At 39.8% G+C, this 20,783-nt stretch carries 20 protein-coding genes; 1 reads left to right on the top strand and 19 read right to left on the bottom strand.

Features of this window, described 5'->3' with window-relative positions; all coding sequences use genetic code 11:
* Nucleotides 1-47 precede the first annotated feature (47 nt).
* The 7 genes from AN618_RS06860 to AN618_RS06890 all read right to left on the bottom strand — a co-directional run bounded on the left by AN618_RS06860 (nt 48) and on the right by AN618_RS06890 (nt 7,717).
* Nucleotides 48-1,535: an AAA family ATPase gene (locus AN618_RS06860; protein WP_222926378.1), complete on the bottom strand. Its 1,488-nt coding sequence runs from the start codon at nt 1,533-1,535 to the stop codon at nt 48-50.
* 23 nt (nt 1,536-1,558) lie between these two features.
* Nucleotides 1,559-2,008 carry a hypothetical protein gene (locus AN618_RS06865; protein ID WP_187694893.1) on the bottom strand — a complete coding sequence of 150 codons (450 nt, stop codon included), beginning with the start codon at nt 2,006-2,008 and terminating at the stop codon, nt 1,559-1,561.
* Between the two features lie 167 nt (nt 2,009-2,175).
* Entirely contained in the window at nt 2,176-3,504 is a 1,329-nt protein-coding gene (gene rimO / locus AN618_RS06870) for a 30S ribosomal protein S12 methylthiotransferase RimO (protein ID WP_066353426.1), read from the bottom strand.
* 111 nt (nt 3,505-3,615) lie between these two features.
* Entirely contained in the window at nt 3,616-4,446 is an 831-nt protein-coding gene (locus tag AN618_RS06875; RefSeq protein WP_066353427.1) for a helix-turn-helix domain-containing protein, read from the bottom strand.
* Between the two features lie 78 nt (nt 4,447-4,524).
* A complete protein-coding gene (locus AN618_RS06880) occupies nt 4,525-6,705 on the bottom strand; it encodes a DNA translocase FtsK (protein ID WP_066353428.1) in 2,181 nt (726 codons plus the stop codon).
* A 68-nt stretch (nt 6,706-6,773) separates the two neighbouring features.
* Entirely contained in the window at nt 6,774-6,998 is a 225-nt protein-coding gene (locus AN618_RS06885; protein ID WP_066353429.1) for a YlzJ-like family protein, read from the bottom strand.
* A gap of 20 nt (nt 6,999-7,018) precedes the next feature.
* Complete coding sequence (locus AN618_RS06890) at nt 7,019-7,717, bottom strand: ATP-dependent Clp protease proteolytic subunit (protein ID WP_066353465.1); 699 nt, start codon at nt 7,715-7,717, stop codon at nt 7,019-7,021.
* Nucleotides 7,718-8,224: 507 nt separating this feature from the next.
* Here AN618_RS06890 and AN618_RS06895 point away from each other — a divergent pair.
* Nucleotides 8,225-8,647, top strand: coding sequence for a hypothetical protein (locus tag AN618_RS06895; protein ID WP_066353431.1), 423 nt, complete (start codon nt 8,225-8,227; stop codon nt 8,645-8,647).
* A 706-nt stretch (nt 8,648-9,353) separates the two neighbouring features.
* Here the strand turns inward: AN618_RS06895 and AN618_RS06900 are convergent.
* From AN618_RS06900 to AN618_RS06950, 12 genes are all read right to left on the bottom strand, one after another.
* Nucleotides 9,354-10,625, bottom strand: a complete 1,272-nt coding sequence (locus tag AN618_RS06900; protein WP_066353432.1) for a double-cubane-cluster-containing anaerobic reductase — start codon at nt 10,623-10,625, stop codon at nt 9,354-9,356.
* A gap of 638 nt (nt 10,626-11,263) precedes the next feature.
* Nucleotides 11,264-12,424, bottom strand: a complete 1,161-nt coding sequence (locus AN618_RS06905) for a pyridoxal-phosphate-dependent aminotransferase family protein (RefSeq protein WP_066353433.1) — start codon at nt 12,422-12,424, stop codon at nt 11,264-11,266.
* A 47-nt stretch (nt 12,425-12,471) separates the two neighbouring features.
* The gene (locus AN618_RS06910) at nt 12,472-14,139 is read right to left on the bottom strand and encodes a ribonuclease J (RefSeq protein WP_066353437.1); all 1,668 of its coding nucleotides are present in this window, start codon (nt 14,137-14,139) and stop codon (nt 12,472-12,474) included.
* A gap of 54 nt (nt 14,140-14,193) precedes the next feature.
* Nucleotides 14,194-14,448 carry a YlmC/YmxH family sporulation protein gene (locus tag AN618_RS06915; protein ID WP_066353439.1) on the bottom strand — a complete coding sequence of 85 codons (255 nt, stop codon included), beginning with the start codon at nt 14,446-14,448 and terminating at the stop codon, nt 14,194-14,196.
* A gap of 56 nt (nt 14,449-14,504) precedes the next feature.
* Nucleotides 14,505-14,954, bottom strand: coding sequence for a dUTP diphosphatase (gene dut, locus AN618_RS06920; RefSeq protein WP_066353444.1), 450 nt, complete (start codon nt 14,952-14,954; stop codon nt 14,505-14,507).
* A gap of 87 nt (nt 14,955-15,041) precedes the next feature.
* A complete protein-coding gene (locus AN618_RS06925; protein WP_066353446.1) occupies nt 15,042-15,764 on the bottom strand; it encodes a polysaccharide deacetylase family protein in 723 nt (240 codons plus the stop codon).
* 113 nt (nt 15,765-15,877) lie between these two features.
* Entirely contained in the window at nt 15,878-17,986 is a 2,109-nt protein-coding gene (locus AN618_RS06930; RefSeq protein ID WP_083515098.1) for a polyribonucleotide nucleotidyltransferase, read from the bottom strand.
* Nucleotides 17,987-18,100: 114 nt separating this feature from the next.
* The gene (gene rpsO / locus AN618_RS06935; RefSeq protein ID WP_066353448.1) at nt 18,101-18,370 is read right to left on the bottom strand and encodes a 30S ribosomal protein S15; all 270 of its coding nucleotides are present in this window, start codon (nt 18,368-18,370) and stop codon (nt 18,101-18,103) included.
* Between the two features lie 313 nt (nt 18,371-18,683).
* Nucleotides 18,684-18,959: a zinc ribbon domain-containing protein gene (locus AN618_RS13535; RefSeq protein WP_281176818.1), complete on the bottom strand. Its 276-nt coding sequence runs from the start codon at nt 18,957-18,959 to the stop codon at nt 18,684-18,686.
* Nucleotides 18,960-18,968: 9 nt separating this feature from the next.
* A complete protein-coding gene (locus AN618_RS13540) occupies nt 18,969-19,358 on the bottom strand; it encodes a transposase (RefSeq protein WP_066353450.1) in 390 nt (129 codons plus the stop codon).
* Between the two features lie 2 nt (nt 19,359-19,360).
* The gene (locus tag AN618_RS13545; RefSeq protein WP_222926382.1) at nt 19,361-19,681 is read right to left on the bottom strand and encodes a hypothetical protein; all 321 of its coding nucleotides are present in this window, start codon (nt 19,679-19,681) and stop codon (nt 19,361-19,363) included.
* Between the two features lie 71 nt (nt 19,682-19,752).
* Nucleotides 19,753-20,772 carry a bifunctional riboflavin kinase/FAD synthetase gene (locus AN618_RS06950; RefSeq protein WP_187694894.1) on the bottom strand — a complete coding sequence of 340 codons (1,020 nt, stop codon included), beginning with the start codon at nt 20,770-20,772 and terminating at the stop codon, nt 19,753-19,755.
* Nucleotides 20,773-20,783: the final 11 nt, after the last annotated feature.

The raw sequence follows: 20,783 nt of genomic DNA on the forward strand, positions 1-20,783 counted from the left end.
ACCTTTATAAAAGATTCTCCATTTTTTTTACTAACCCTTTTTTAAAATTAAGCTGCTTTAAAATTTTTTAGGTCCTTTAAAAATCTTCTGAAGGTCTCGCCGTCTATTTTTTCGTTTTCCATAAGATAATCGATAATAAGATTTAGGTCTTCTTTGTACTTTTCTATAATTTCCTTAGCTTTTTCTTTTTGAGCATTTATTATCTTTGAAATTTCCCGATGAAGCTCTTTTAAAGGTATTGAATCTCTATCAACGATACCCATTTCAGACATTCCTGAAAATACTATTTTTTTGGCCAGTTCAACTGCATGGTTAATGTCTCCCGAGGCACCTGTGCTGCTTTCGCCTAAGATTACTTCTTCAGCAGCTGCTCCAGCCAGCGCAATAGCGATTTCTGTTTCCAAATGGTTTCTAGTATAAAGATATATATCTTCTTCTTGTTTTTGACGCATGTAACCTAGAGCTTCTCCGCGCGACGTTATCGTTATGGTAGATACCGAATTAGGCTTGAAAAATTCGCTGATTAGAGCGTGGCCGCATTCGTGAACTGCGATGCGTTTCATTTCAGCTTTTGTGGGTTTCCTTTTCAATTTTTCGCCCATTATCACCTTATCGATAGCTTCCATAAAATGGCATTGTCTTATTACTTTTTCCCCGGCACGTCTTGCGAGGATAGCTGCTTCATTGCAAAGATTTTCTAGATGGGCACCGGAAAATCCAAATGTTTCCTTTGCTATTTGCTCCAAATCTACATCTTCAGCGAGGGGCTTGCCTTTAGTATGCAGTTTTAAAATCTCGAGTCTCCCATCTTTATCGGGAAGGTCAACTTTTACTATTCGGTCAAATCTTCCGGGCCTTAAAATAGCTGGGTCTAAAATATCCGGCCTGTTTGTGGCGCCGATTACTAATATTTTCACATCATCATCTTTAGCCGACAGTCCATCCATTTCTACCAACAATTGGTTTAAAGTCTGATCATATTCCAAATGATTGCTGTTTTTCCCTCTAACACCTGCTATGACTTCAATTTCATCGATAAAAATTACGCAATGCTTTTTGGAATTCTTTCGGGCGAGTTCCCTAGCCGTCTTGAATAACTGCCTTACCCTTTGAGCACCTACTCCTGCGTATAACTCTATGAATTCGCTCCCCGAAACTGAAATAAAAGCAGAATCGATATAATTAGATGCAGCTTTGGCTAGTAAAGTCTTTCCCGTACCAGGAGCACCTGTGAGAAGGATGCCCTTCAATGGTCTTATACCCATTTTACTAATTTCATCATAATTTTTTATAAAATCCAGTGCTTCTAACAGTTCGTTCTTTGCAGTCTCTTGACCTCCAATATCTTCAAATGTTATTGCTTTACCGGCATCAGCAGGTTTTGCCGAATTTTTAATAATACTTGATTTATCCATGTAATTTTGCAGCACGTACGCAAGAAGTCCTATCACAGCCAAAGGCAATGCATTTATTCCGTTTGCAAAAAGAAATATCATAACTGCCAGGATGACGCCAATTATTATTTCAAAGGGCAATTTTTCTCCCCTCCCAAGCAAATCTATTTCATATTAATGATTTTATAGAGTACATCATGATCGGATTTTATTTTCAGGTAGAGATTTTCGTTGTCGAGAAAAACTCCGATATCAATTTTATACTCGGTTTCGAGTTGGTCAAGCTTCGCTCTCATTTCTGTAAATTTGCCCGTTTTTATCCCCTCGAAAATTACGAATTGAACCTTTTGGGTGTATATGTTTTCTAGTAATTCGGATGGTTTATTTATAATTTTTACGGTAAAGGGTCTTCCTTTGAGGATATCGGAAGCGGTGTCTTGAATATCATAGTATACGCCTGCTAAGTTGTCTACGTCTTTAAGACAGATTTCTAGGTTAATTTTACCGGCTTCTTTTTTTATGTTGACTTCTTTTACGTATTCTTTTTGCGAAAAGGTTTTAATAAGTGGATTGAAGGCTACAAACCTGTTAAACAATTGCTGAGCACTGAACAATAAAAAAAGTGAAAGAAAAAAAGCTGCAAAAGCATAAAAAGCCTTTTTTTTGTCGAGAACCAAAAACTCTCACCTCAATCAAAAGCAATGTTTACATAAAATAATTATATCATACTGTTTTTCTCATGTCATAAAAGTAAAGAAGGCATTTTATGGGAATGCCTTCTTTAAAGAATTTGCACAGCTTCACCATATAGGTCGTATTCAAAAGCCTTTGTAACTTTAACCTTGCAAAATTGGCCGGGTTCGCACTTATCTGCGGTAAAAATTACTGTGCCGTCGACTTCCGGTGCGTCTTTCTGCGAGCGGCCGATGAATAATTTTCTTTTTGAATCGTAATTTTCGGTAAGTACAGTCAATATTGATCCTACTAATTTCTCGTTTTTATTTTTTGAGATATCCTGCTGAACTCTCATCAGTGTGTCGAATCTTTTTTGCTTGATTTTTTCAGGCACCTGCGGTCTTAAAGTGGCTGCGTAAGTTCCTTCTTCTCTGGAATATTTAAAAGCGCCGACCCGGTCAAATTGATATGTTTTGATGAAATTGATAAGTTCTCTAAAATCCGATTCGGTTTCTGTAGGAAATCCAACTATAAAAGTAGTTCTCAGTGCGATATCAGGTACAACATTTCTCACCTTCTCTATAAGTTTTTTTATTTGCTCGGAATTTGTGGGCCTGTTCATTAGCCTTAAAATCCTATCGCTTATATGTTGCAAAGGGATATCCAAATATTTTGTTATTTTGGGGTTGCAAGAAATTATTTCCAAAAGTTCATCGTTTATGTGAGTCGGATATGCATATAATACCCTTATCCAAAATTCGCCTTTTACATCCGTAAGTTTTTTTAAGAGCTCTGGGAGCGATGGTTTACCGTACATATCTATGCCGTAGCTCGTGGTATCTTGAGCTACTATATTTATTTCTTTTATTCCGCGGGATACAAGAAATTCAACTTCTTCTTTTATCGACTCCATAGGTCTGCTTTTATAAGGACCTTTTATCAGCGGTATGGCGCAATAAGAGCAACGATTATTGCATCCTTCCGCTATTTTGACGTAAGAAACATATTTTAACGTGTTGACTCTTTTTTTAATATCGTAATCAATTACTGTTTTATTGCGAGTTATATTTAGTCTCGATACTTTAACCTGTTCTATCAAATCCGGCAATTTCAAAAAGTCACCTGTCCCGATTACTGCATCGAGTTCCGGTATTTCTTTCAAAAGCTGGTCTCCGTAGCGTTGCGACAAACAACCAGTAGCTATCAGTAGTTTACATTTGCCCTTCTTTTTATATTCGGCCATTTCGAGTATGGTATTTATCGACTCTTCTTTTGCCGAGTTTATAAAACCGCAAGTATTTATTATTATGATATCCGCACTGCCAACTTCGCTGGTTATCGAATAACCTTTTTCTAATAAACTTCCGAGCATATATTCTGAATCGACAAGGTTCTTATCACATCCTAACGATACTAATGCAACTTTGACCTCCACTTTATACCTCCTAAGTTGCCGAGGTTTTTGCTCTAATTTTTCACTTAGATACAATTAATAGTATATAGACCTTTTGACTATAAGTAAAGTAAAGCAAATAAAAATGAGGAATTATTGATTCCTCATTATTAAGAGAGTTTTTGGATAATTTCCGGGAATTTCTATTTCTTTTCCGTTTAATGTAACTTTAACTACAGGGGGGTTTCCTATTTTTATTGTCAGCTTGTTTTTTGCTTCGAACGACTTTGATTCTCCTTTATTGAGAGTGCCTTCAAATGTGACGATACCGTCCGAGTTTACCCTTATCCAGCACCTATCATTTATTACTTCAAATTTAACATTAATTGAATTTCCTGACACCGTATAAGTTATATTCCGGCCATCATCACTCGCTAAACTGATTTGGTTTAATAATTCTTCCTTTCTTTCTTCTTCGGTTTCTAAAGTGGGGCTTGTATCGTTTTCTGAAGGTAAATCACTATTGACGGTTGTTTTGGGCGGTTCTAAGGATGTATCCGGCTGCGTTTTTAAAAACGAAAGTGTTGTCAATGCAATAACGAAAACAAGTCCTACCAACAATAAAGGTATTTTTGGTACCTTGGATTTAGGCCTTTCTTCATCGATAATAAGTCTTCGGTCTTTTTTTACCGCTGTGTTTTCTTGTTGAAATTCCTGCGATTTGGGAGCTGAAATTTCTTTGTATTTTTTTAGAATTTCGTTCGAATTAATACCTACCGCTTCTGCGTAATTTTTCAGAAACCCCTTTAAATAGACTTCTCCCCCAGGAATGGCATCGAAATTTCCTTCTTCGATGGCGTTCAAGTACTTAATTCTGATTTTTGTTTCCTGGTTAATTTCTTCGAGCGATATATTTTTTTTAAGGCGCAAATTCTTTAAATAATCTCCGAGTTCTTTCGGATTTTTTACATCATCGAGGTTCATATTACCTCTCACTCCTTAAAATATATTTCCCAGGTAATAGCAATTTTCCCAATTTTAGTATTATTTTCGACCGCTTGTTTAAGCAGATTCGTTAAAATATTTCTCAAATTGTTCTTTGGTTATCAAAATCTGTCGAGGTTTTGAACCTTCGTATTTGCCTATGAAACCTTTTTCCTCCATTTGATCAATTAGGCGGGCTGCCCGGGCGTAACCTATCCTAAGCTTTCTCTGAAGCAATGAAGCGGAAGCCTGGCCGTTTTCAATGACCACCGACAAGGCTTCTTTGAATAATTCGTCCACATCATCTTCATTTTTAAGCGACTTTTCTTCATCAAAGTCCGATAAATTTTTTTCGTAACTGGGTTCCATCTGATTCTTTACAAAAGCTACTACCTTCTCAACTTCCTTTTCGCTTAAAAATGCCCCTTGGATTCGCATGGGTTTTGCTGCTCCTACAGGGAAGAATAACATATCTCCCTTTCCTAAAAGTTTTTCAGCCCCAGCCATGTCGAGAATTGTCCTTGAGTCTACCTGTGACGACACAGCGAATGATATCCTAGAAGGTATGTTTGCTTTTATCAAACCTGTGATCACATCTACCGATGGCCTCTGAGTTGCGACTACAAGATGAATTCCCGCTGCACGCGCCATCTGTGCTAATCTACAAATACTTTCTTCGACTTCTCTGGGTGATACCATCATAAGGTCTGCTAACTCATCTATGATTACCAGAACTTTTGGCAATTTTTCTTGGCTTACTTCATTAAATCTGTTGATTTCTCGTACTCCCTCTTTAGCAAATAATTTATACCTTCTTTCCATTTCCGATACCATCCAGTTAAGAGCAGATGCAGCTTTTTTTGCATCCGTTACCACCGGTGCAATTAAATGGGGTATTCCATTATATGTTGTCAGTTCGACGACTTTGGGGTCTATTAGTAAAAGCTTTACCTCATTGGGAGATGCTTTGTATAAGATACTGGTTATTATTGTGTTTATGCATACGCTTTTCCCTGACCCGGTGGCACCAGCAATTAATAGGTGTGGCATTTCGGCAAGATCGGCCACTACAGGTTTTCCAGCGATATCTTTACCCAAGGCAACAGTAAGTTTGGATGATGAATTTTTAAATTCAGCAGATTCAACGATTTCTCTGAAATACACTTTCGATACTTCCTTATTTGGAACTTCAATCCCTATAGCGGCTTTACCGGGTATTGGAGCTTCAATTCGAACATCTGGCACCGCAAGGCTCAATGCGATGTCATCGGCTAAATTTACTATCCTGCTTACCTTGATTCCGGGTGACGGTTGGACTTCGTATCTTGTAACTACAGGGCCGAAACTGACCTGCACGACTTTTGCCTGAATACCGAAGCTTTCTAAAGTATTTTCTAAAATCTGCGCGTTGTTTAACAGTTCTTTTTCATTGAGGTTGTTTTGCTTTGAAGAACCTTTTTGCAGGAGGTTTACGGGAGGAAAATTGTACTCCTGATTTTTATGATGTTGTTCTACACAAAAAGTATTATCGGAAGTTTCGCAAGTTTTATTTCTTTCGGTCACCGATTCTGTTTTTTCTGTATTCGATTGTGATGTAATAAAGAGATTTTCATTTTCTTTGATTTTTTCATTCTCATCCAATTTTTCTTCAGTTTCTTCTGAAGTGGCCGCGGCACTGTTAATAATATGCGGCTTCGGTTCGCGACGTTTTTCTTTTTTCGACTTAATTAAATGCTTTATTACTTCAGAAATCGAGATACCGGTAGATAAAATTATACCTATGCATAAGAAAGCGAATAAAAGCACGTATGTACCTGCTGAACCAAATAAGGTAAAAAGAATTAATGCTGAAATTCCACCAATTAGTCCCCCGCCTATTCCATTTTCACCTAAATCTGCACTTCTTCGCATCTTCTCAATAAAGCTCAAATTTTTCATTTCGATATAAGGTTTTATATGTAAAACTACTAGAACTACAAAAATAACTAACAATATACCATAGAGTTTGGGAGTAAATCTGGGAAATTTTTTTCTTAATAGGCAATAAAAGCCCCCCATACAAATACTTAGAGGTATAGTTAAAGCTCCTGCACCTGCCAAACCTTTCATGTTTTTCTTTAATATTATTCCAAGCGCTCCAACGGAATCAGTATATAATGATACTAATCCCAGAACTCCGATGCAAATTATTAAAATCCCGTATATTTCCCAGCGGATATCATTGTAAAACGCACAACTTTTGTTCCTATTACCTTTCACGCCATGACACCTCTATGTTTTTATTCTCCACTTTTGCAAAAAATCCTTTAAAAAAAAACAAAAAGGCTTTAAAGCCTTTGACTCGGAATGAATTTTATTATATTTCCAGGATATAATTTGGGATTTAGATATACCGTGGGGTTGCTGCTAATCACGCTGATTATCTTTCCTTTATCCACATCGACAGGTTCCACCAGAATTTTTATATTATCAATTTCTATCTCTCTAAAATCATATTTTCTATCAATTCCATCTAAAACAAGTTCTAGAGGTAACGCCGTGTACAATATCATCTTATATTACCACCTATAAATTATTGTTGTACGTTTTTCTTTCGCTCATTTATGAGTTCTTCCAACTTTTTAACTGCTTCACCCAAGCCGCCAACTTCATCAATTAGGCCATATCTTACTGCATCAGCCCCCACAAGGACCGTTCCAATATCCCTTGCAAGTTGTCCTGTGTTAAACATTAATTTTCTTAAAGTTTCCTCTTCAATTTTAGAATGCTGCACAACGAATTTTATTACTCTGTCTTGCATTTTGTCAAGATACTCAAAGGTCTGCGGGACTCCGATCACGAGACCGGTTAACCTTATTGGGTGGATCGTCATGGTTGCCGTTTCCGCAATAAAAGAATAATTGCTGGCAACCGCTATCGGAACCCCTATGGAATGCCCGCCCCCCAATACCAAAGAAACGGTAGGTTTTGTCATGCTAGCTATCATTTCGGCAAGGGCAAGTCCGGCTTCTACATCTCCTCCAATTGTGTTTAGGATTATTAAAAGGCCTTCAATTTTAGGATTCTGTTCTATGGCCACTAGCTGAGGAATTATATGTTCGTATTTGGTGGTTTTATTTTGCGGTGGCAAGATAATGTGACCTTCAATTTGTCCGACTATGGTTATGCAGTGTATATTGCTTTCCGGTTTGGGGATTTCAAGTTGACCTAGCTGCTGGAGTGTTCCTACCGTTGGAGCCGGCATGCTTTTTTCATTTCCTTCGTTGTCCATATTGGAAAAAAACAGCATCTGGTTTATCATCCTTCCAGATTTTAATTTAATGGCTGCTAGTTATATTAATTTATTTTTTAAATCAAAAATATACAAAAAAGGTATGACCAAAATTTGGCCATACCTTGTAAAGTTATCCTTCCATTATGATAGCATTTGTGTAATAAATTGAAAACAGCCATAACAAAAAACAAAACTGGCAAAAAATAATTAGACGCAAAACCACTAACCTAGGAGGGGAATAGGCGGAAGAGAGTTTTAAGAATCGATGGTTTCTTCCTTGAATTTTGTTTCAGATTTCTCCGCATACCTAGCATACTTTAGCTCCCATAGATTCAGCTTCATGTGGAGAAAATCAATGTGCAGAAATTTTTCTTTTGAAAATCATTGGAAAAATTAAGTAGTTTCCATTGAAAAACAATTCCCTCAAACCCGCAAAAAACCAGCATCTTCATCCCAAAAAAGGATATTTACGGTATAATATAGCAAGAAGGAGAGGGATGGAGAATGCTGATAATTAAGAACGAAGACTTCGAACAATTAAGTGGATTTGACCAAATGCTTCCAAAATCATGTCTGGAACTTAAAGGCGAACTGGCTGTTGTCGATAAAATACTAGATGACGAAAGCTTACTTGCACCGTTTATAGAAAAGTTTAATTCCAAATGCGGAAGACACAGCACCCCTGTTGACACATACATTACCAATAAAGTATTAAAAGGAAACACATCCATTCCCGACAGGATAGTGAGCATTTTCGACCAGGGAGCAAGGCCTATAAAAAGAGGCAAGGCAAAAGCAGAAGTAGAATTTGGCAGAAAAGTAGCGCTTGCAGAATCAGAAGAAGGTTTGATAATTTCAAGCCAAGTTGAAGAAGGTAATTCTTGCGATAAAACCCTGCCCGTGCCAATGGTGAAGAAAAGAGTATAGAGGCTTTAAATAAAGCTCCCGAAGAAGTTGCCGCAGATAGAGGTTTTTACCCCAGCGAAAATGAAAGAGAGATACTGGACCTTAATGTAGAACATGTAGCTATACCCAAGCCAGGCAAGAAGAGCGAGAAGAGATTAAAGCACGAACGTCAGCATTGGTTTAAAAGGCTGATACGATGGAGAGCTGCGGTGAAGCTACTATTGGTCTATTAAAAAGGAAATATGGGTTTGACGTGTGTCTGTTTCATGGTGAAAATACAGGCATATGGGTTAATCTGTCCATTTTTAGCTACAATGTCACCAAGTTAGCAAAACTGATGGTTCAAATCTGTTAGAAAATGTTAGAAAATGGCAGGGTCGGTAAAAATAAATGAATAAAGATTAGGTTATCAAGGTTCAACCAAAAAGGGATAAGATTTAAAATTGTGTTTTTCAATGGCAACTAATTAGCTTAAAGGAATTATTGAGAAACTATGGCTGGACTACTCTTACTTCCTTTCTCTGTGCCACCATCCTATGGACCATCAAGCGCAAAACCGGAGGAGTAAAGTGGCGGTTTTTGCTGCAATGTTTACGACTTCGATCGTATTAGTTGTTTGATTCATAACTTCGTACCTTTATAAGACTGCTTTCTTTGGTTATCCTTAACAAAAAAATAAAAAAATTAAAGAGGGAAGCGGTTTTTTAAAGCCGTTCCCTTTGAGTTTTTAGCCCAGCATCTCAAGAAATGCTTGAACCCGTGTTTTTATTTGCCCCGAATCGTTTTCGCTGTAATCAGTTTCAATAAAAAGCACCGGTATCCCTTCCCTCTGCAAAGCCTGCCTTACAAGTTCATACTCTACAGCGTAGGGCTGGCAGAACTGCAGGTTATAGTAAATGACGCCATCGGCCTTATATTCTCGCACAAGTCTAATTATATCATCGATCCTTCCCTGGTTAGGAGTAAAACATGCACAGTTGGTCTTCATATACCTTTCGGACATTGCCATGATCTGCGCTTCTAGCGTATCCAGTTCTTCATCCACTAAGTTTTCAAAGTATCTTGTACCGGTACAGGTTTCTTCGCAAACTACAGCTGCCCCGCTTGTCTCCACTATATGGTGTAACTTCCAGTTAGGAATTGCCATAGGCGTCCCGGTTATTATAATGCGCTTAGTTCCGCTGGGGAAGACACCTTTCCCCAACTTTACCCTTTCCTCTAATTCGTCGCAAAGACTGTTCACCTTGGAGGTAAAGCGCTCCGGATCATCATAAAACGCTATCTGTGTAACCAAAAGGGCATCTTTTCCGCTTATGGGTACTGGATTCGCCTTCCTTAACTCATAAAGGCGCCTTAGAGCCTTCCTTTTTTCGTTTATAAGCTTTATTGCATCTTTCAATTTACTCGGAGTTATTTCGTTTCCCGTCAGCTCTTCCAGCCTTTCCTTCAATATTTCCAGCTCATGGCTCCAAGCTCTTAAATCAATATCTCGTTTCATTTGGGGCAGGTGCATGACATGGATATCAGCATAATTTTTCATAATTTCCCATGCCTTTTTCTTGCCGTCACAGGTGGTCTCGCCCACTAGCAGGTCGCACGACTGGAAGTAAGGGCATGTCTTGGTTATCTTTGCTCCCATAAAAGATTTAATAAGCGGACAAGTATTTTTGGGTAATACTCTTTCCCCATCTGCCACCCAGAACTGGGACCCGCCGCATAACCCTATGCCAATAGCACCGGCAGCAAATATAAGCTCATCGGGTACGTACACGCAGAAAGTTCCTACTACTTTTCCGCCGCTATCCCTGTGCCGTTTTAGTTCTTCAGGTCTAAGGCCGTGAATTGAAGATACCACTAAGTTAAAGTAGTTCATACCTTCGGGCCTATTTTCCTGAGAAAGATAGACTTCAGCAAAAAAATCCGGCAGTAGGTTGCAGAGCTGTTCGTGTTTTTCAAGATCCATGTCTAGCGATTCCCATAGCTTTTTGTAGTCGGTCATTTAAAGATCCCCCTAATGGATTTTTAGAAATAATGTCCAATTCAGATTTTATCATGGTCCATACGATCTTGCCATCGAAATATATAATAGAGCCAATTAGATAATATTGAGGTTTTTTATAGATGGAATATTAAGTATTCTCTGCTGCCGATGGGTTCTGTAACGTCCTCCTCTCGATAAATTGAGGGGCATCCTCAAGCGGATGCATGCAAGAATTAATTCTTGCACTTCGATTCGTGGACTCCGTGCCACCCCAAGGTAGTGCGACAGAACCATAGGCCGTACTACTCGGCCACTACTCCTCTTTCTAGACTGTTTTAAATATATTTCGTGTATTCTCTCAATAAATTGAGGGGACTCACTGCCCCTCGTGCCCCCCATTTTTCTAACCGGTAAGTTGGTTTAAAAAGATTTCTATCGACCTTTTGATGATCTCCGTTCGTGAAATCCCGTGTTTATTGTTTATTTCAGCAATTTTATTCGCCTATTCCACGCTTACTGTATTTCTACGCCCTACCTGCCACGTCAACCTCCACGAATATTCTTTCAGATTTTAATTTAGTGGCTACGAGTTGCATTAAACAAAAAAGTATGACCAAAATTTGGCCATACCTTGTAAGGGTTTAATTAAAACCGATTCAGCAATCATCTATTTTAAGAGCATATATTTCGGTGAGCCTTTTTCCTGTAGATACGCCAAAATCCCTCAGCGCTTTTTCAAAAGCACTAAAAAACTCGAATATCTTTGATTCTCGGGCATTTTCACCCATGTGACCTATGCGCCAAACCTTTCCAGCAAGTTTTCCCCAGCTTCCAGCCATCATTACACTATATTTTTCCCAGAGATGTTTTCTAAAATCCTCGTCATTTATTCCGTCGGGTATATAAAAAGCGGTTACCGTGTTAGCTTCAGCCCCTATTTTAGGAAATATTTTGAATCCTGCATCCCTTAAAGTTTCCCTTACAGCTCTACTTAATTTTTCGTGACGTTTATATATCTCTTTTCCTTCTTCTAGTACCGCAGAAGCTGCTTCAGATAGGGCAAAAATATCCGAGATTGGCGGAGTGTATGGAAATATTTTGTCTTTGAACCACATTTCCTTCCATTTCATGAGATTGGCGTAAAAACTCGGAATGGGATATTTCCTCTTTTCGATTTTTATCCATGCATCCCGGCTTATAGAAAGAAATGTAAGGCCAGGGGGAGCTGAAAGACACTTTTGCGACCCACCTAAAACAACGTCAATACCCCACACATCGGGTTTGATTTCATGTCCTGCAATTGACGAAACCGCATCCACAACTGTTATCAAACCAGCTTCTTTTAAGACGGGGCATATTTCATGGATGGGATTTATCAATCCTGCTGGCGTTTCACAATGGACTAGCGTTGCTATTTTAAATCTGCCGCCGTGTTTAGAGAGAAACTTTTTGACATCCTCGGACGTAATAGGTTCATCGTATTCTTTTTCAAAAATTGTGACTTGCCCGCCGTAAAGCGTAGCAAAATCTTTAAAACCTTCGCCAAAGACACCATTAGCTAAGCAAAGCACCTCGTCACCGGGTTCTACTAGGGAAGCCATGGCTGCTTCCAAGCCTAGGATTCCCTCACCACTTAAGATAAGTACATCTTCTTTTGTATTTATGATTTTTTTGAGTTTGTCACAAGTTTCAGAATAGAAGTCAAAAAAGGCAGGGTCAAGGTCCGGATTAGTTATAGGTCTTGCCATAGCGTTCCTTACTCTCTCGCTTATTTCCGTAGGACCTGGCGTCATTATAAGACCAGTTTTTATGCCCATAAATTTTTACCTCCTCTATTACAATTGAATCAATATTGTTATATTACTCATACTTCCATTATTATCGGCAGAATCATCGGTCTTCTGTGAGTCTGTTCAAATAGAAATTTGCCCAAAGTATCTCTCACTTGAGATTTTATCATAGACCACTCGGTGACTTTTTCTTCTTGGCACTTTTTTAAGGCCTGCCTTACGATTTCTTTTGATTGCTCCATCAATTCCTCCGATTCCCTGACGTAAACGAAGCCTCTTGAAATTATGTCAGGACCCGCAACGACTTCAGTCGTCTCTTTGTCTATCGTCACAACCACGATTAAAATACCGTCTTGTGCCAACTGTTTTCTGTCCCTGAGCACTATATTTCCTACGTCGCCTACTCCCAATCCGTCCACCATGACTTTACCTGCAGTAACCTTTCCCGCCAACCGGGCTGAATCTTTTGTGAATTCAATTATCCTTCCATTTTCGGCGATGAAAATGTTCTTTTCTGGAATACCGACTTCTTTGGCAAGGTTGGCATGATGAATGAGATGTCTGTACTCCCCGTGAACCGGAACAAAATACCTTGGTTTCACCAAGTTTAACATAAGTTTAAGTTCTTCTTGGCTTGCATGTCCGGAAACATGGACGCCTGATATCGCTTCATATATTACTTCTGCTCCCTGTTTAAAAAGGTGATCTATCGTTCTTGCAACTAACTTCTCGTTTCCCGGAATGGGGGTCGCTGCTATCAGCACCGTGTCTCCCGGAATAATTTCCACCTTTTTGTGCTCCGACATGGCCATCCGGGTAAGCGCCGACATTGGTTCGCCTTGGCTGCCAGTCGTTATTATTACCACTTTTTCCTTAGAAAGTTTATTTATATCATCGAGCTCCACCATCAAGTTCTTAGGTATAGAAAGGTATCCCAAATTGAGAGCTATATTTACGGTGTTTACCATACTACGTCCCACAACTGCTACTTTCCTTCCGAATTTAAATGCAGCGTCGAAAACCTGTTGTATTCTGTGAATGTTTGTTGCAAAAGTTGCAACTATTATCCTGCCCTTTGCCTTGCTAAATATTTCTTCTATCGTACCTCCAACAACTTTTTCTGACATGGTATATCCCTGGCGCTCGGCATTGGTACTGTCTGAAAGCAGCACGAGCACACCCTTTGAACCTAATTCGGCGAGTTTGTGCAGGTCTGCTATCTTCCCATCAACCGGAGTTTGATCGAATTTAAAGTCCCCTGTATGGCACACGGTTCCTAATGGAGTATGAATAGCTATTCCAACAGAATCAGGGATGCTGTGGTTCACTCTAAAAAATTCCACGTTCAGGCTTCCGATTTTCACCGATGCCGGTGGATTTATCACGTTCATGTTTACGCTTTTTTTAAATTTAGCTTCTTTTAATTTGCCTTCAACCAGTCCCATCGTTAGTTTTGTTCCGTAAATAGGAACGTTTATCTGTTGCAATACATACGGTAACGCACCTATATGATCTTCGTGGCCGTGGGTTATCAAAATTCCTTTTACCATATCTTTATTTTCCACTAAATAAGAAATGTCCGGTATCACCATGTCTACTCCGAGCATTTCTTCTTCTGGAAACATAAGACCGGCATCGATGACAAGAATTTCCCGTTCGTATTGGATTACTGTCATATTTTTGCCTATTTCACCCAGTCCGCCTAATGGAATGATAAGTAGCTTTTGTTCATTTTTGGACAATAAAAAAACACCTCCATTATTCCGATTTTTGTTTCGACAATTTTTAATATGACGCTATCTTTCTAAATTGAAGTCATCTACATCTAGAATTACAGCATCCGGACCAATTTTTCTGATAGAATTCCATGATATTCTCATGTAGTTTTTCTCACCGAGCGAAAAAAATCTGCTTCTCTTGCTAGGTATCAGTAAGTACTCAATTTTGCCCGAATTTTCGTCGATAAGAAGGTCGCAATTGCCTACTATACCCAATTTAACCCCTTTGCTCAGATTTATTATATCCTTTCCGTTCAGATCTCCTAAGCGCATCATCATACCCCCCATAAAATTATTTTATGGGGAGCATTTATTAAAAATAACACCTTTTATAAACCTGTATGGCCGAACCCTCCGCTTCCACGCTGAGTTTCTTCTAGAGATTCCACTTCTACTAGTTCTGCCTTGGTTACAGGAGCTATAACTAGTTGCGCTATCCTATCACCCCGCTTTATTGTAAAATTGCTTGTTCCGTGGTTAATCAGGATTATTTTTATCTCACCCCGATAATCGGCATCTATTGTTCCCGGGCTGTTCAAGAGGGTAATTCCATATTTGGCTGCAAGGCCGCTCCTAGGGCGAATTTGCCCCTCAAAACCCGGGGGTATTTCAAGTTGTATTCCGGTTGGTATTATTTCATACTTTCCAGGTGCTATAACTAAATCATGTTTTACGTTTGCATAAAGGTCCATACCTGAAGCTAATGATGTCATATATTTAGGCAAGGGCAAATCCTCTGCGCCTCTTATTCGTTTAACTTTTACTTTTACGGTTTTCAAAAAACCATCTCTCCCTATCTATGCTATATTTATTAATTAAAGTATACATTAATTACCCCCGGATTTCAACTCATGATGAACGAAGACTTAACTGCCATCTGAGATAAGATCGCTTACTGTTGTAATTTTATACCCTTTCTGGTGAAGGTTTTTTATGATGGTGGGCAGTGCTGCTATTGTATCTTCCGTAGGGTGCATCAGAACTATTTTCCCATTTCCTGCATATTTTATTACTTTATCGATAATATACTTTGCGCCGGGCTTTTTCCAATCAATAGTGTCAATGCTCCACATAATCAATTTATAGTTCAGTGCATTTGCTGCTTGTAAAGTTTGCTGTCCAAATTCTCCATAAGGAGGTGCGAAAAGTTGGGTCTTCACCCCAATTATATTTTTTATGGCTTCTTCCGCTTTTTTTATCTCGTTCACATTTTCGTCAAAAGACAGCTTGGAATGATGAGCATGGCTGTAACCGTGATTTCCTATTTCGTGCCCTTTAGAATGTATTAACCTCAGTAGATCTGGATTTTTTTCTGCCCATCTTCCTTCTATAAAAAACGTGATTTTAACGCCGTTTTCTTCAAATATCTCTAGCATTTTAGGTATAAATTCGTTTCCCCAAGCCACATTGCATGTAAAAGCCATGGCTTTTTTGTCAGTTTCGGCTTGGTAGATTGGCTGTTTTTCTAAAAATGTAGGTAGGTTTTCAGCTGGTATATTTGTCTTTGTAAATATCCAGCTTGCAATAAGAAGTACAATACATAATATTTTTGCCAAATTTCTGGGTATTTTAAAAACATATAACCTCATAAGTGCCCCCCTTTATATAGATTTCGCATCGTAAACTCGTGCCATCAATATGAATCTTACTTTACTTTTCAACGATTTATGACATAAAAAAACATAAACCGATGAACCTCGGTTTATGCTTCTGCTTTGTTCTTATTTTTAGGTTGTTTTTCTGGGAACACATCTTTGTGAGAAAGGTTTATTCTCCCCTGTTTATCTATGTCAGTAACTTTTACCAAAATTTCATCTCCAATTTTTACTACATCTTCTACTCTTTTTACCCGCCCCTTTGATAATTTCGATATGTGGACGAGCCCTTCTTTCCCAGGGAGTATTTCGACAAATGCTCCAAAATTTGTTATCCTTAAAACCTTGCCGAGATATATCTTTCCTACTTCCACATCCTGCGTTATATTTTTAATCATTTCCAATGCCTTTTTGCCGGCAGATTCATTGGGCGCTGCTACATATATTTTGCCATCATCTTCGATATCAATTTTTACTCCCGTCTCTGAAATGATTTTGTTTATCATTTTGCCGCCTGGACCGATAACATCCCTTATTTTTTCAGGGTCAATTACAGTAGTAAATATTCTCGGCGCATAAGGAGAAAGTTCGCTTCGGGGACTTGAGATAGTGGCCAACATCTTTTCTAGGATGTAGAGCCGTCCTTCCTTAGCCTGTTCTAAGGCTTTTCTCAAGGTGTCTGTATCTATACCTTTGACCTTGATGTCCATCTGTATTGCTGTAATTCCTTTGGACGTTCCGGCGACTTTGAAATCCATATCACCTAAAAAGTCTTCTATCCCTTGAATATCCGATAGTATAGTCACTTTGTCATCTTGTTTGATAAGTCCCATAGCAATACCCGCTACGGGGGCTTTGATAGGAACACCTGCATCCATTAACGCCAGGGTAGAACCACAAACGCTGGCCATGGAAGTAGAACCGTTAGAACTTAAGACTTCTGAAACCAACCTTATCGTATACGGGAATTCTTCCTCTGGAGGTATCATGGGTTCTAGAGCCCTCTCAGCCAACGCGCCGTGGCCGATTTCCCTTCTTCCAGGCCCTCTCAACACTCTGGTCTCGCCGGTACTATAAGGCGGAAAATTGTAATGGTGCATGAATCTTTTGCTCTCTTCCAATTCCAGCCCATCTAAGATCTGAACGTCACCCAGTGCTCCAAGAGTAGCTACCGTCAAAACTTGGGTTTGACCGCGGGTGAATAAACCTGAGCCGTGGGTTCGCGGCAAAATGCCTACCTCACACGAAATAGGCCTAATTTCAGTGCTTTTTCTCCCGTCAGGTCTTATTCCTTCATAGGTTATCATATTCCTTACTTCTTCTTTTAGAATGTTGTACAATACGTCTGCAATCTCTTTTTCCTTTTCAGGGTAGGTTTCCTGGAAATGGGCAATAGTATCCTCATTTATTTTTTGCAAATACGCTTCTCTTTCCTGCTTGTCGTAGATTCGTATGGCTTTGAGTATTTCTTCTCTCGCGTATTCTCTTACCGCTTTTTCCAATTCCGGATCGATTTCCTGAACAGTAAATTCCATCTTGGGTTTACCAACTTTTGCGATAATTTCTTCCTGGAATTCTACTATTTTCTTTATCTCTTCGTGTCCAAAATTTATTGCATTTATCATTTCTTCTTCTGTTACTTCATCTGCTCCAGCTTCTACCATCAAGATAGCATCTTTTGTTCCTGCAACAATAAGTCTTAGTCTGCTTTTCTCATACTGTTCTACCGTCGGATTTATTACGAAATTTCCGTCTACCAAACCTACCGACACGGCCCCTACTGGTCCTTCGAAGGGTATATCTGATATACAAAGAGCGATGGATGCACCGTTTATAGCAACTACATCTGGAGTATTATCCTGATCTACGGAAAGGATGGTGGCTATAATCTGGATGTCATTTCTAAATCCTTTTGGGAAAAGCGGTCGAAGGGGCCTGTCGATAACCCTTGCAGACAGTATAGCTTTTTCGCTAGGTTTTCCTTCCCTCTTTATGAAACCTCCGGGAATCTTACCAACGGCATAGAGTCTTTCTTCATAGTCCACTGTTAATGGCAGGAAATCAACACCTTCTCTAGGTTCTTTTGAAGCCGTGGCTGTAACCAAAACTACCGTATCTCCATATCTTGCAAGTACGGCCCCGTTGGCTTGCTGGGCCATTTTCCCTGTTTCTATAATAAAAGGCCTACCTGCTATTTCTGTTTTGAATACTTCCAAGTAAATTAATCCTCCTTTCCCTTTATTGGAAAATATAATTTTTATTCTACATCATTGTTATTATTTCCTTCTTTGAGTTTTTAAAAATTAAAGCGGGGAATCCCCGCATTTAATCTATTTTCTGAGTTCGAGTTTTTCTATAATGTTTTTATAGCGCTCTAAATCTTTTTTCTTCAGGTAATTCAAAAGAGCTCTTCTTTTTCCTACCATTTTTAGGAGTCCGCGACGAGAATGATGGTCTTTCTTGTGAACTTTAAGGTGCTCTGTTAGTTGGTTGATTCTTTCTGTAAGAATAGCGATTTGCACTTCTGGAGATCCCGTATCGTTCTCGTGAATTTTAAATTTCTCGATTATGTCGCGTTTTGCTTCTTTGTCCAATGCCACTGTTCTCACCTCCTCAACATATTAAAATCCCCTGTAACCCAGTCGATCGTCGGAGGCATCGATTGACCGAGTAAGGGTTCATCAATTCAAGCAGAATTTATTATAGCATACAAAGACTTTGATTACAAGAATTATGTGACATCCTCCCCCTAATGAATTAGGGAGCATCCCACCGTGGGATGGCGACTTTAAGCCGCAGGTTAGCCAGCATTCCCCGGTCTACCCGGTTCATCACCTTGGCCTTAAGGGGTGTCACGCTCCCCTTTCTCCCGGGGTCATGCCCCGAGAGCATCGAGCGCTCTCGCGGCTATGTTTATTGCCCCACCCTGTCCGCATCAGATTGGTATCCACATTTTATGCATTTAAACCAGCCTTGGGTCTTCCGGTTATACCGGGAAGCATTCCCGCACTTCGGACAGGTCTTGGAGGTCTCCTTGGGGTCGACGTAGATTACGGGCACTCCGGCAAGGGCTGCCTTGTATTCGATAAACGAGGCCAGCTCCTTAAAGTTCCACCCGGACATCATCCGGTTGAACTTTTTTGATCCTTTGGCCCGCTCGCGGATACCCAGCAGGTTCTCAAGTGCGATGGCCTTGCCTTATTTCTTCGCTATTTCAACTATGCGCTTTGAGATGCAGTGGTTGATATACCGCATCCACCTTGTTTCGCGGCCGGCTTCTTTTTTGACTCGGGAAAGCCTGCCCGCCTGCTGAAGTGCAGCCCTCCTTGCTGCCCACTGTTCCTTGCGCCACCTGACCTTTCGGCCGTCAAAAAAGATGTTGTTGGACAGCACGGCAAGCTTTACTATGCCGAAGTCGACCCCGATTACGCCGCACGGCTCGTTTAAGTGAGTCTCGTATATTAATGATATAGCAGCATACCACTCTCCGTCTTTCTCATGCCATATCTCCATGGACCCTTGTCGACAGGAACCTCCTGCCAGGTCCTGGAGCCTTTTTGTATGGTATTCGGAAGTGGCAATGGGCACTGCTATCTGACTCCTGCCGGAGGAGACGGGAAACTTAATGACCCATGTGCCTGACGGCAGCTGATGTATTGAATAGAATCAAATTTGGGCAGGCTGGATTTCTTGCCATTTTTTGTGCGGGAAAGATATGAGCGATAAGCTGAGAGTGCTTTGAGCATGGCGCACTGGAGTGTAGCGCGGTTGAGGTCAAAAAGTTCACAGGCCCTGCGGTAGGTTTCGCGGTTTAACTTTGCCCTGCTGGTAGTGTTCAAAGTTTCGGCCTGTTCCAGGAACCAGGCGCAGGCTTTTCGATATGTTTCCAGCATTCGGGCCATTTTCTCCACTTTGCCTTTTTTGGGGATAAGAGTTTTACCTTGACGGTTACTGTCTGCATATAGTATCTCCTCCGGTTCGCTTAAATTTTAGCATAACCGGAGAAAAATTGCAAGCCGCCATTCATCCCCCGATTAAAATCGGGGGCATTCTGGCGGGATTTTTGTAAAAGATCTAATATAGACCGGGCTTTCACAATATCCATTTTTACCTGAAGTGCAAGGCTTTCTACATCCTGGAAAGCCTTTTCTTCCCTTATTCTTTCGATGAAATATACTTCGATTTCTTCGCCGTAGATTTGCTCATCAAAATCGAAAATATGAACTTCTAGAGTTATGTTACAGGCACCGGCTTTGTTCCTAAAAGTAGGTTTTTGCCCTATATTGGCCACTCCGCGATAAATTGCACCATCTCGCGACACCAAAACCGCGTAAACTCCGAAAGCCGGTTTGATTATTTGAGGTGAAAGGAATACATTTGCGGTCGGGAAGCCTAGTTTTCTCCCTATAGCTTCCCCCTTTACTACTTTTCCTCGAATACTAAAAGGCCGGCCGAGCAACGTTTTTGCTTCTTTCATTTTGCCGCTTTCAATCATATTTCTAATTAGAGTGCTGCTAACGATTCTTCCGTTGACAGTGACCGGAGGGACAATTAAAGTTTCAAAGCCTTTTTGTAATCCTATAGATTTCAGGTTTTCTGCCGTGCCCTTTCCGCCGCTACCAAACTGAAAGTTATAACCCACAACTATGAGTTTTGCATTTAATTTTTCAATTAAGATGCGGTTTATAAACTCCTCGTAGGACATTTGCGAGAACTTTTTAGTAAAAGGTATGAGCAAGAGATTTTTTACTCCATAGCTTTCGATAAGTTTCTTTTTTTGCTCGAGAGAGGTTATTAACGGTGGAGCATCTTTAGGGGATAATATTTTTAAAGGGTGGGGTTCAAAAGTGACAACGAATGATTCGAGGCCTTCTTTATCGGCTCTTGTTACTAGTTCATGTATTAATCTTTGATGACCCAAATGAACGCCGTCGAAATTCCCCATTCCGCAAGCAGTTGGAGTCTTTACTTCTAAAGCATCAAAATTACTGTATACTTTCATCATTCTCAACC

The sequence above is a fragment of the Fervidicola ferrireducens genome, from assembly GCF_001562425.1.
In the GTDB taxonomy this organism is placed as follows: domain Bacteria; phylum Bacillota; class Thermosediminibacteria; order Thermosediminibacterales; family Thermosediminibacteraceae; genus Fervidicola; species Fervidicola ferrireducens.